This window comes from uncultured Marivita sp. (assembly GCF_947488135.1).
GTDB lineage: Bacteria > Pseudomonadota > Alphaproteobacteria > Rhodobacterales > Rhodobacteraceae > Marivita.
The window spans coordinates 13289-24387 of sequence record NZ_CANKYW010000014.1; the positions used below are offsets into that span (position 1 = coordinate 13289).

The window sequence follows — 11099 nt, forward strand, 5'->3', positions numbered from 1 at the left end:
ACGCCCCTCACCTCAACCGGTCCGCGACCGCCTCTAGCGTCTCCCGCATCAACGCCTCTGCCCGGGCGGTACTCTCCGCCTCGGCGTAACACCGGAACTCCGGCGCGTTGCCCGAGGGACGCAGGTGGATCACAGACCCGTCGGCGAAGGACACGCGCAGCCCGTCGGTCAGGTCGAGACCGGTCTCCTCGGCCCGTCCGGCAAAGAACGTGGCGCGCGCCGAGGCGTCCCCGGTCAGTTCCGCGATAAACGCCTTGGACGACTCGGTCGCGATCCCCGCGATCCGGTCGGCAGCGGTGAAGCGCGGCGGCAGATCAGAGACCAATGCGGCCAAACGCGCGCCTTTCGCCTGTGCCATCGCCAGAGGGGCGACGATGGGCAACAGGCAGTCGCGGGTCATCAGCGGGGCAAGCCTGCCCGCCGGGCCGTCTGCCTCGAACCCCAGCAGGAAGCCGCCATTGGCCTCGTACCCCACGACGCGGCCTTTCACCTCTTCCATCGCGGCGATGACGTAGGGCGAGCCGATCTTCGTGCGGATGACCTGCACGAAGCCCATGTGGTCCACCATCGTGTTCGACGACACCGGCGTGCAGATGATCTCCGCCCCCAGGAATTGCGCCACCAAGGGCCCCAGCACGTCGCCCGGCACCAATGCACCACTGGCATCCACCACCATCGGCCGGTCGGCATCGCCATCGGTGGAGACCAGCGCGTCCAGCGCGTGCTCGGTACACCAGGCCTTGAGCATGTCGCGGGTGTCCTGGTCGACCGCTTCGGTGTCGACGGGAATGAAGGTCTCGGCGCGGGCCAGCCGCACCACCTCGGCCCCCATCTGCCCGAGCACCTCGGCCAGGACATCGCGGGCGACCGAACTGTGCTCGTAGACGCCCACGCGCAAACCGCGCAGCGCGTCTGCCCCGAAGGCCGTCACATAGCGTGCCACATAAGCCGGAACGGCCCCCGCCTCCGGCACAAGATCGCCGTTTTCCGCCGAAACAGAGCCGGATCCCAGCGCCGCAAGAATGGCCTCTTCATCGGATTTCGCGATCTCGCCATCGGGCAGGTAGAACTTCAGCCCGTTGCGGTCGGCGGGGATGTGGCTTCCCGTGACCATGATCGCCGCCTGCCCCGCTCCCATCGCCGCCAGCGCCAGCGCGGGCGTCGGCAGCGCGCCGTGATCCACCGCTTTGAGCCCCATGCCCCGCACCGCGCGGGTCACCGCCTCTGCGATCCGGGGGGATGATGCACGCAAATCCTGACCAACATGCACCGCCCCGCCATGCGGACAGGCAGTCAGGAAGGCGTGGGTATAATCGGCGACAAGAGCGTCGGTGAGATCCGTGACAAGGCCGCGCAGACCGCTGGTGCCGAATTTGGGGGGCATATTATCTGTCCTTGTCTTGGGAGCGTCGTTCGCAGGTATGCCCTTGGCAGACACCAAGGCGCAAGACAGGCCGTGCGCCACGGGACACGGCATATTTATGAAAAGAAGAAGGACCGGGACAGCGCACCCTCCCCAGCTTCTTCTTTTTCCAAATATGCACACACGCCACCAGTCACAGGACGCAACGCCCGCAGGACTTACACCCCGTTTACCAAATCCCGCCTAGCGTCCGGCCCCAACACGGATCGCTGAAAGGGCCCTGCCATGTCACAGACCTCACCGCTTCTTTCCCTGCCTTACATCCAGCCGGCACAGGCGCAGAAACACGTCACCCATAACGAGGCGCTGCGGATGCTCGATGCGCTGGTGCAGCTTTCGGTGGAGAGCCGGGCGCTGACCGAGCCGCCCGCGACCCCTGCCGATGGCGCGCGTTTCATCGTGGCCAGTGGCGCGACCGACAACTGGGCCGGGCAGGACAATGCGGTCGCACTGAATGCGGGGGGGGGCTGGCTGTTCCTGACACCGAATGTGGGCTGGCGGGCCTGGGTCGAGGACGAAGGCACGGAGGTGATCTGGCAGGCCGGATCGTGGCAGGTGCAGGCAGGGGGCGGCGTGCCGGATCGGTTGGGTTTGGGCACGGCGGCGGATCCGGTGAACCGGCTGAGCGTCGCCTCGCCGGCCACGCTTCTCACCCATGAAGGGGCGGGGCATCAGCTCAAGGTGAACAAGGCCGACAGTGCCGACACCGCAAGCCTGCTGTTCCAGTCCGATTGGACCGGATATGCCGAGATGGGGCTGGCGGGGGAGGATGCCTTTTCCATTAAGGTCAGCGACGGGACCGATTGGACCACCGCGCTGTCCTTCGATCCCGCCACCGGAGCCGCCAGCGGGGCCGCCGTCAGCAGCGGGCCGGAGGACGGCAACCCCGAGGCCCTGGTGCGGGCGGGCGACGGGTATCTCAAGGGCACGATCCTCGGTCCGGTGGCGCAGGACGGCAACGGGACACCCACGGGCGGCGTGATCGAACGCGGCTCGAACGCCAATGGCGCGTATGTGCGCTTTGCCGACGGCACGCAGATCTGCACCAGCCCCGACATTCCCACCGGTCCGATCAGCAATCAGGCGGGGGCGCTGTGGCAGTCGAACCACCTGGCCTGGACCTTTCCGGCCGCCTTTGCGCCCGGCATGCCGCCGATCCTGACCGGGGAGAGCGGCAATACCGGCGCCTGGCCCACCTTCGCGCCGCACGGGGTGCTGTCGACGGGGCTGAAGGCGACCGCGCTCATTCAGATCACCGTGGGTCTGAACCTGCGGCTCTGTGCGATCGGGCGGTGGGTGTGAGCAATGGTCCGGGCTTTGCCCGGCAAACGCTCTGGGAGAGCGTTTGAAGCGCGAACGGGCGGAGCCCCTAAGCCTCGTCCGAGGGAAACAGGCGCGACGTGTGAATGATGGTTTCCACATCGATATGTGCACCATCGTCATTGATTGCATACACGATAAAATAGGAGGTGCCTGACACGCTCCATTCCCGTGTCTGTTGAATTTTTCCGGGACGGCCCAGGAACGGAAAATCGCCAAGCTGATAGGCCGCGAAAATAAGCCTATCAACGACCTTTTGGGCGGCTTGTGGGCTGTCGTCCTCGATGTGGTCGTAAATCGCTTGCAGGTCAGCTTCGGCCGTGTCGGAAAACCTAACGTGCATCAAAGCCGAACTTGGCGGCAATCTCGTCAATGGACGTGTATGTGGCGGTGCCGTCTTGCTTCTTCTTCATAGCCGCTTTGATCTTGGCCTCTTTCCAGGCCAGATATTCTGGATCGGTCGAAGGAGGCATCTCTGCATCGAGGGCCGCAAGCTTTGCTTTGGTGGTGCTCATGCCAAGAGCATACCAGACATCCGGGCACTGTCACAGCGGAATTGCCTGCAACGCCTCAACCTTTCCTTATCCGAATCGCCTCAGCGTGGCGGGTGGTAGGGAGAGGGATGCCTTGGGCCTATTCCAGCAGGCTGAGCAGGTAGTCGCCATAGCCGTTCTTGCCGAACATTTCGGCACGTTTGCGCAGGGCGGCGGCGTCGATCCAGCCCTGGGCAAAGGCGATCTCGTCGGGGCTGCCGATCTGCTGGCCCTGGCGGTCCGAGAGCGTGCGCACGAAGTTCCCGGCATCGAGCAAGGACCCATGCGTGCCGGTGTCGAGCCAGGCATACCCACGTCCCATCAGTTCCACGCTCAACTGTCCATCGGCGAGGTAGCTTTCCAGAAGCGAGGTGATCTCCAACTCGCCCCGCTCTGACGGTGTCACCTTCGCGGCGCGCGCGGGGGCGGTGCCGTCGAGGAAGTAGAGTCCCGTCACCGCGTAGGGCGAGGGCGCTTTCGCGGGCTTCTCGATGATCTGCCGCACCGTGCCACCCTCGCCGAAATCCACCACGCCGTAACGTTCGGGATCGGCCACGCGGTAGCCGAAGACGGTGCCGCCTGTGGTCGTCGCGTCGGCGCTGGCCAAGACCTCTGGCAGGCCGTGGCCGAAGAAGATGTTGTCGCCCAGCACCATTGCGCTTGGGGACCCATCAAGGAAATCCTCGGCCAGCAGATAGGCCTGTGCCAGACCGTCGGGGCTGGGCTGCGCGATATAGGTGAAGGCCAGTCCCCATTGCGACCCGTCGCCCAGAAGGCGTTGGAACTGGTCCTGGTCCTGCGGCGTGGTGATGATCGCGATCTCGCGGATGCCCGCCAGCATCAGCACCGAGAGCGGATAGTAGATCATCGGCTTGTCGTAGAGCGGCAGCAGCTGTTTCGACAGCCCCATGGTGATCGGGTAGAGCCGCGTGCCCGAGCCGCCTGCGAGGATGATGCCCTTGCGCGCAGACCGCGCAACAGTTTCATGGCTGCTCATACGCCCAACTCCTTGATCACGGCGCTCAGGCCGGTCTGCCAGTCGGCAGGTGTAATCCCGAAATCCGACGCCAGTTTGGCGCAATCGAGCCGGGAATTGAGCGGGCGTGTCGCGAGCGTCGGGTAGTCCCGGGAGGGAATGCCCGTCACCGCCACATCGCGCCCTGCTTCAGCAAAGATCGCGCGGGCGAACCCGGCCCACGAGACATGCGGCGCGCCGGAATAGTGATAGGTGCCGCCGGTTGCACCGCTTCTCATCCGGTCGGCCAGCACCAGCAGGGTTGCGGCGATGTCCGCCGCCGGGGTCGGCCCGCCGATCTGGTCATCGACCACATTGAGCGCATCGCGCGTCTGCGACAGGCGCAGCATGGTCTTGACGAAATTCGCCCCATGGGCCGAGAACACCCAAGCCGTGCGCAGGATGATGTGTCGCGCACCGCTGGCCCGGATGGCCTGTTCACCCGCCAGCTTGGTGCGGCCATAGGCGTTTTGCGGTGCATTAGGGTCTGATTCTTGCCATGCCGCTGTACCTGATCCGTCGAACACGTAGTCGGTCGAGATATGCAGGAAGGGGATGTCCAGATGCGCGCAGGCCCCCGCCATCGCACCGGGGGCGGCGGCGTTGATGGTTTGGGCGAGCGCCTCTTCCGTCTCTGCGCGGTCCACGGCGGTATAGGCCGCGGCGTTGATGACGACGGAGGGTTTCAGGTCCGCAATGATCGCGGCGCAGGCTTGCGGGTCCGACAGATCGGCCTCATCGCGCGCCAAGGCAGTGACCGTGGCCTGCCGTTGCAGTTCGGTCGCCACCTGGCCGGTTTTGCCGAAGACGAGGATCATGGGGCGCACCGTTCGGTGCAGATTGGCACGGGCAACCAGCCCGGGCCGCGCCCGACCCTCCCGTCGCACCGGAGGTGCGCCGATGTTGAGTGGCTCGCCTTCGGCGAGACGGGAGGGCGCATTGGCGATGTCAGATGCCGCACAACCGACATGCGGGCTTTGGATCGCCTGCGCAGCACAGGCGATCCAAGCGCCCACCCAGGGTCGGGCGCGGCACTCATTTCCAAGCTCACGCCGTCACCCCCAACCGCTGGCCCACACCATCACGCCCCTGCAACGCCTGCCACCAGTCACGATTGTCGAGATACCAGCGCACCGTGCGCCGCAGCCCTTCCTCCAGCGTCACCGAAGGCCGCCAGCCCATCTCGTCCCGCATCCGGGTCGGGTCGATCGCGTAGCGCAGGTCATGCCCGGGCCGGTCGGTGACAAAACTGATCAGCCGGTCATGCGGCGCGCCCTCCGGCACCATCTCGTCCATCAGCGCGCAGATCATGCGGACAAGGTCGATGTTCCGCGCCTCGTTCTCGCCGCCGATATTGTAGGAGCGGCCCACCTGCCCCTTCGTGACGACAGTGAGCAAAGCATCGGCATGATCCTCCACGAACAGCCAGTCGCGCACATTCTCGCCCTTGCCGTAAACCGGGATCGGCTTGCTTGCCAAAGCATTGAGAATGACCACCGGGATCAGCTTTTCCGGGAAGTGATACGGCCCGTAATTGTTCGAACAATTGCTCAGCACCACCGGCAGCCCGTAGGTGTGAAACCACGCCATCACCAGATGATCGCTTGCCGCTTTCGACGCCGAATAGGGCGAGCGCGGATCGTAGGGCGTCTCTTCAGTGAACTGGCCTGTCGCACCCAGAGACCCGAACACCTCGTCGGTCGAGATATGGTGAAAGCGGAAGTCCTCTGGCCTGCCCCGCCCCTCCCAGAACCTGCGCGCCGCCTGCAACAGCGTGTAGGTGCCCACCACATTGGTGTCGATAAACGCGCCGGGGCCGTCGATGGAGCGATCCACATGGGATTCCGCCGCCAGATGCATCACCGCGTCCGGCATATGTTCTGTAAATACAGTCTCTAACAAAGCGCCATCGCGGATATCACCGTGCACAAAGCTGTATCCCGGCGCATCCGCAACAGAGGCCACGTTGTCGAGGCACGCCGCATAGGTCAGCGCATCGAGGTTCACCACGGCGTGCCCTGCCGCAATCGCCTGTCGCACCACGGCCGAGCCGATGAACCCTGCCCCGCCTGTTACCAGTAGCTTCACGTGTCACTCCACTTGAACGGGCTGTCCAGATCGGCCAGCGCCGGGGCCATCGCATCCTTGTCCGACAGGACCGGCTCCCCAGTCAAACCCCAGTCGATACCCACACTGTCCCACCGAACAGCCCCCTCGGCCTCCGGCGCGTAATACCCCGTACACTTATAGACGATCTCGGTGTCGGGCGCGCGCGTCACGAACCCATGCGCAAAGCCTTCCGGCACCCAGAGCTGCCGCCCGTTCTCCGCCGAAAGCGCCACCCCGACCCACTGCCCATAGGTCGGCGAGCCGCGCCTTATGTCCACCGCCACGTCCCAAAGCGCCCCACGCCCGCAGCGCACAAGCTTGCCCTGGCCTTCGGGCGGCGCCTGGTAATGCAGCCCGCGAATGGTGCCCGGATCGCGCGACAGCGAATGGTTGTCCTGCACGAAATCGGGATCGACCCCGGTGGCGTCGGCAAACCGCGCCCGGTTCCAGGTCTCGGCAAAGAACCCGCGCACATCCCCGAACCGCCGGGGCGTCAGGATCAAAAGCCCTGCAAGCGCCGTCTTTTCAACCTCGAGCATCACCCGCTCCTCTGCGTCTTCACCCAGGCCAGAAAGGCGGCGTCCGGGTTGCCCAATCGCGCGCGCCCGGTCTCGTCCCACCAGGCGATCCAACGCGCCTGAAGCCCGTAGACGTCCCAGCCGGGCCGCAGCGCCTTTGCCGCCTCCAGCGTCTCCTGGCGCAGAATCGGGGCATCCATGGGGCGCGGTTTGGCCCGCCGCGTGACCACGAGGATATCGCCCGCGCGTTCCGTCAGGGCGTAATCCGGCAGGTGGTTTTCCTCGATCATCCGGCGGATCGCGGCGCGGAAGACCCGCACTGGGGCGGCGCTGCCCGCCTTGAGATGCAGCACGGGGATCCCGATCTCCCATTCCGCCTGCCGCCCGCAATGCTTGCGCGCCAGCTCGTAGACCCGCCGCTCCAGAGGTTTGCGCAGGCGGAAATAATCGCGCGAGAGCGTCAGCACCGACCGCGCGCAGACCGCCCGGTAAAGCCATTCCGACAGGGTCACGGTCACGGAGATCATCCGCCCGCCCTTGGACCGGCGCAGGATCTCCCAGCTTTCGATCAACCCGAAGCCCCGCGTCGCCTCGACCCCGCCGGTGTCGATATTGGTGGTGATGCGCGTGCCCGCCAGCCGCTCGAACCCCTCGCGCAACCTTGTGTAGCTGTCGCCCCCCGTATCGCGATTGGTCGCCACCAAGAGGTCATGGGCGCGCAGCGTCAGCGTGCGCCCCACGGCGCGGCCCGCGTTCATCGCCGCCACCAGCTGGCTGATGCAGAAGATCAGGATGTCCTTGTCATGGATCGTCGCCCGCCCCCGCACCGAGGGTGTGACCTGCACCTCCACCCCGTTATGGGCATAGGACAGCACCCGCGTGTCCGGCCGGGTGCTGAGCGAAAAGATCGGGTGTTCCATCGAGGCCAGATCGTCCTTGGGACTGGCGTCGAAGATATCGCAGACGAAGAAATCGCCTGTGGGGTGTCGGTCGGGCAACAGCCCGCCAGTGGTCGTCCCGTGCATCAGGTCCGCCTGTAACTGCTCTGCTCGCGAAACCCACGCTTGTTTTCTGGTCGATCTGCTGCCGACTCGCTATCGGGGTTTCAGTGACACCCAGCGTAAAGTTATCCACAAGCCGCGTCCACGATTCATGCCGCCTCCAGCGTCGGATCGGAGTCGCCGCTGCGGAGGATCGGAGTCACCCTATCGGGGGTTCAGAGTCGCCTTGCTCCGAAAAACCCGTCTTTTTTTGTTATTCCTCAAAGGTTTACTAATATCAGGAAACTCCCGTAACGAATAACTAACGATAATTAACAGGATCCGACCTGGACAGGCACATCCCCTGGATACGGCGCTCACAGGAGGCAAGCCCCTGAAATTACTCGGGAAAGCACAGTGTGTTGCGGTTTTTCTTCCATGTACGCATTTTTCTGGTAGTCTGTGAAAAACAGCGCACACCAAGCGGCGCGTCCCAGGCAAGCAGAGCAGCAGATGACACCGGATCACGCCCTTCCTCCGTACTTTAACATCAATCCCGATGACGCGTTAAGCGCCTTGGGCGCCCCCACCACCACCGCCGATTTCGCCCGCATCGCCAAGGCCTGCGAAGCCGGGCGCACCGATCTCGCCAGCCGGGGGTTGGAGGAGAACGGCAGCCGCACGTTGCGGCTTTTTTCCACCTGGGAAATCACCCGCTACCTGATCCCCGTGGCGACGGGGCATTTCCGCCGCGTGCTGAAACAGAACCCCGACCTGCCGCAGGGCCGCAGCGAAACATCGGGCGGCGCCAAGTGGTTCACTTTCGACGAGGTCCTGAAACTCCGCGCCCATTTCGCCAGTGAAGGGTCAAAGACCAAGGAATACCTCCCCTACCGCCCCGCCGGTCAGCCCGCCAAGCTCGTCGCGGTCGCCAACTTCAAGGGCGGTGTGGGCAAGACCTCGACCGCCGCCCATCTCGCCATGTCCGCCGCCCTCGACGGCTACAAGGTGCTGGTGATCGACCTGGATTCCCAAGGCTCCATGACCTCGATCTTCGGCGGCACCGTCGCCGACGAATGGCAAACCGTCTTCCCGCTCCTTGCCCGCCACTACGCGCGCCACCTGCAAGCCGACAACCAGCGCCGCCTCGACCGGGGAGAGGCCCCCACCCCGCTCGACGACACGCTTAGCGACGCACTCAAAACCAACGCCCAAAGCCTGATCCAGACAACCCACTGGCCCAATATCGACCTGATCGGCGCGCAGCTGAACCTCTACTGGGCCGAGTTTCAAATCCCCGTCTGGCGCATGGCCGCCCGCGGTTGGAAGCTCTGGGATGCGCTGACCGACTCCCTCGAAGAGGACGGCATCCTGAGCCAGTACGACGTGATCTTCCTCGACACACCTCCGGCCCTTGGCTACCTCACCATCAACGGCCTCGCGGCCTCCGACATCCTGCTGGTCCCCCTGGGCGCGTCCTTCCTCGAATTCGACTCGACGGGCCGCTTCTTCGACATGCTGCATTCCACCTTCGGCTCCATCGAAGAGGCCGAGAACATGGCCGCCCGCGCGCTGGGGCGCGATGGGCTGGCGTTCCAATGGGACGCGGTGCGCGCCGTCGTCACTCGCTACGACAGCGCCCAGCAGGCCGAACTGGCCGCCCTCATGCAGGCCTATCTCGGGCCAACCCTCTCGCCCCATCGCCAGGGCTTCACCGCGCTGATCGGCCAGGCCGGAGAACAGGTGCAGGGGATCTACGAGGCGGACTACCGCGATTTCAACCGCGAAACCTACGTGCGCGGGCGCGAGACGTTTGATGCCACCTATGCCGCGTTCAAACAGCTTCTCATCGGCTCCTGGCACCGCGACGTACAGGCCACCAAACAGGCCGCGGAGTGACCGGGATGTGTGCCGCGAAACGCGCCTCCTTCATCTTGCCCGTAAACTCCGGGGTTTGGGGCAGAGCCCCAATCCGGCGCGCGCCACATGCACCAAGGCTTAACCAGAGGCGCCAAACCTCCCCCCGGAAAAAAGGAGGTCTCGATGGCCAAACGTAAACGCCTGACACCCGCAAACCCGTCCTATCTCGACGCGCCCGCGCCGGAAACCAAGTCGATGTTCAGCGCGCCGCGCGCCGCCCCCATCGCCGATGTGGCGCGCGACGCCTCCGCCTCGGCGGCGCTCAATGAACTCACCGACACGATGGCCCGCGCCCGCGACGAGGGGCGGATGGTGGTGCAACTGCCGCTCGACCAGATCGTGCTCGACCACCTTGTGCGCGACCGCGTCGTGGTCGAGGAGGACGCGATGCAGACGCTGGTCGCGTCGCTGCGAAACCGGGGCCAGCAGACACCGATCGAGGTGATGCAGTTGGGCGAGGGGCGCTACGGCCTCATCTCGGGCTGGCGGCGCTGCAAGGCGCTGTCGATCCTGGCCCAGGAGACGCAGGACGCCGCCCCCACCGTGCTGGCCCTGCTGCGCCGCCCCGAAGAGGCGTCGGATGCCTATCTCGCGATGGTCGAGGAGAACGAGATCCGCGTCGATCTGAGCTATTTCGAACGCGCCCGCATCGTCGCCAAGGCGGTGGAGGAAGGCGTGTTCGCGACGGAACGCACGGCCCTTCAGGAACTTTTCCGCGCCGCTTCCCGCGCCAAGCGGTCCAAGATCGGCAGCTTTCTTCCCGTGGTACGCGCGCTCGACGGGTATTTGCGCTTTCCCCATGCGCTCAGCGAGCGGCTGGGTCTGGGCCTTGCACAGGCGCTGACGGACGATCCCGGCTTTGCCGATGCGCTTCAAGCCCGTCTGGCCGCAGCGGACAGTCAGACGCCCGAGGCGGAAACCGCCCTGCTCATCAAAGCCCTTGGGGACAGGAACAAGTCTCCGAAGGGCGGTTCAGAGACTGAAAAGGACAGCGCCAAACCTGCGTTTCGCGACGAAACCGTGGGCGCGTTTACCCTGCGGCGGCACGGGGATGGCACGCTGTCGATCCTCGGTGCGGCCTGGCCGAAGCGCATGGAATCCGACCTTCTGATGCTGCTCAAGGCGGCGTCGGATCGGGTGGAAAAATAGGTCCGCTTCGGCCCTAATGTTTCGCGCGCGAAACAATGGGTCCGTTTCGGACCTAATTCCCGAACCAACGGATTCCCCCGGATTAAGCCCCCGTTAACCATCCCTGCGGCAGGATGCCTGGCACCTTGATTG

Annotated in this window: 11 protein-coding genes; 3 read left to right on the forward strand and 8 right to left on the reverse strand. The window is 65.0% G+C overall.

Annotated features, from left to right (window positions below):
- Positions 1–7: 7 nt before the first annotated feature.
- A complete protein-coding gene (locus Q1B16_RS21060) occupies positions 8–1384 on the reverse strand; it encodes a phosphomannomutase (protein ID WP_299794025.1) in 1377 nt (458 codons plus the stop codon).
- Between the two features lie 264 nt (positions 1385–1648).
- Between Q1B16_RS21060 and Q1B16_RS21065 the strand changes: the two genes are divergently transcribed.
- A complete protein-coding gene (locus Q1B16_RS21065; protein ID WP_299794028.1) occupies positions 1649–2725 on the forward strand; it encodes a DUF2793 domain-containing protein in 1077 nt (358 codons plus the stop codon).
- Positions 2726–2792: 67 nt separating this feature from the next.
- On the opposite strand, the gene Q1B16_RS21070 is transcribed toward Q1B16_RS21065, so the two are convergent.
- The 7 genes from Q1B16_RS21070 to Q1B16_RS21100 all read right to left on the reverse strand — a co-directional run bounded on the left by Q1B16_RS21070 (position 2793) and on the right by Q1B16_RS21100 (position 7943).
- The gene (locus Q1B16_RS21070; protein ID WP_299794031.1) at positions 2793–3086 is read right to left on the reverse strand and encodes a type II toxin-antitoxin system RelE/ParE family toxin; all 294 of its coding nucleotides are present in this window, start codon (positions 3084–3086) and stop codon (positions 2793–2795) included.
- A complete protein-coding gene (locus Q1B16_RS21075) occupies positions 3076–3258 on the reverse strand; it encodes a hypothetical protein (RefSeq protein WP_299794034.1) in 183 nt (60 codons plus the stop codon). The genes Q1B16_RS21070 and Q1B16_RS21075 overlap by 11 nt, the downstream gene beginning before the upstream one ends.
- Before the next feature lie 118 nt (positions 3259–3376).
- Complete coding sequence (rfbA, locus tag Q1B16_RS21080) at positions 3377–4273, reverse strand: glucose-1-phosphate thymidylyltransferase RfbA (protein ID WP_299794036.1); 897 nt, start codon at positions 4271–4273, stop codon at positions 3377–3379.
- On the reverse strand, positions 4270–5109 hold the full coding sequence (gene rfbD, locus Q1B16_RS21085) for a dTDP-4-dehydrorhamnose reductase (RefSeq protein ID WP_299794095.1): 840 nt from the start codon (positions 5107–5109) through the stop codon (positions 4270–4272). The genes rfbA and rfbD overlap by 4 nt, the downstream gene beginning before the upstream one ends.
- 229 nt (positions 5110–5338) lie before the next feature.
- Complete coding sequence (gene rfbB, locus Q1B16_RS21090; RefSeq protein ID WP_299794038.1) at positions 5339–6379, reverse strand: dTDP-glucose 4,6-dehydratase; 1041 nt, start codon at positions 6377–6379, stop codon at positions 5339–5341.
- Positions 6376–6939 (reverse strand): dTDP-4-dehydrorhamnose 3,5-epimerase, encoded by a 564-nt coding sequence (gene rfbC / locus Q1B16_RS21095; protein WP_299794040.1) that lies wholly within the window; start codon positions 6937–6939, stop codon positions 6376–6378. Before rfbC ends, rfbB begins: the two co-directional genes overlap by 4 nt.
- A complete protein-coding gene (locus tag Q1B16_RS21100) occupies positions 6939–7943 on the reverse strand; it encodes a replication initiator protein A (protein WP_299794043.1) in 1005 nt (334 codons plus the stop codon). Before Q1B16_RS21100 ends, rfbC begins: the two co-directional genes overlap by 1 nt.
- Before the next feature lie 468 nt (positions 7944–8411).
- Between Q1B16_RS21100 and Q1B16_RS21105 the strand changes: the two genes are divergently transcribed.
- Both Q1B16_RS21105 and Q1B16_RS21110 read left to right on the forward strand, forming a co-directional pair.
- A complete protein-coding gene (locus Q1B16_RS21105; protein ID WP_299794046.1) occupies positions 8412–9797 on the forward strand; it encodes an AAA family ATPase in 1386 nt (461 codons plus the stop codon).
- Positions 9798–9941: 144 nt separating this feature from the next.
- Positions 9942–10967 carry a ParB N-terminal domain-containing protein gene (locus tag Q1B16_RS21110; RefSeq protein WP_299794048.1) on the forward strand — a complete coding sequence of 342 codons (1026 nt, stop codon included), beginning with the start codon at positions 9942–9944 and terminating at the stop codon, positions 10965–10967.
- Positions 10968–11099 lie beyond the last annotated feature (132 nt).

Bases quoted from the DNA above. Each gene is read 5' to 3' on its own strand.
- Q1B16_RS21060 (WP_299794025.1), bottom strand. From the start codon at position 1,384: ATGCCCCCCAAATTCGGCACCAGCGGTCTGCGCGGCCTTGTCACGGAT.
- Q1B16_RS21065 (WP_299794028.1), top strand. From the start codon at position 1,649: ATGTCACAGACCTCACCGCTTCTTTCCCTGCCTTACATCCAGCCGGCA.
- Q1B16_RS21070 (WP_299794031.1), bottom strand. From the start codon at position 3,086: ATGCACGTTAGGTTTTCCGACACGGCCGAAGCTGACCTGCAAGCGATT.
- Q1B16_RS21075 (WP_299794034.1), bottom strand. From the start codon at position 3,258: ATGAGCACCACCAAAGCAAAGCTTGCGGCCCTCGATGCAGAGATGCCT.
- rfbA (WP_299794036.1), bottom strand. From the start codon at position 4,273: ATGAGCAGCCATGAAACTGTTGCGCGGTCTGCGCGCAAGGGCATCATC.
- rfbD (WP_299794095.1), bottom strand. From the start codon at position 5,109: ATGATCCTCGTCTTCGGCAAAACCGGCCAGGTGGCGACCGAACTGCAA.
- rfbC (WP_299794040.1), bottom strand. From the start codon at position 6,939: ATGCTCGAGGTTGAAAAGACGGCGCTTGCAGGGCTTTTGATCCTGACG.
- Q1B16_RS21100 (WP_299794043.1), bottom strand. From the start codon at position 7,943: ATGCACGGGACGACCACTGGCGGGCTGTTGCCCGACCGACACCCCACA.
- Q1B16_RS21105 (WP_299794046.1), top strand. From the start codon at position 8,412: ATGACACCGGATCACGCCCTTCCTCCGTACTTTAACATCAATCCCGAT.
- Q1B16_RS21110 (WP_299794048.1), top strand. From the start codon at position 9,942: ATGGCCAAACGTAAACGCCTGACACCCGCAAACCCGTCCTATCTCGAC.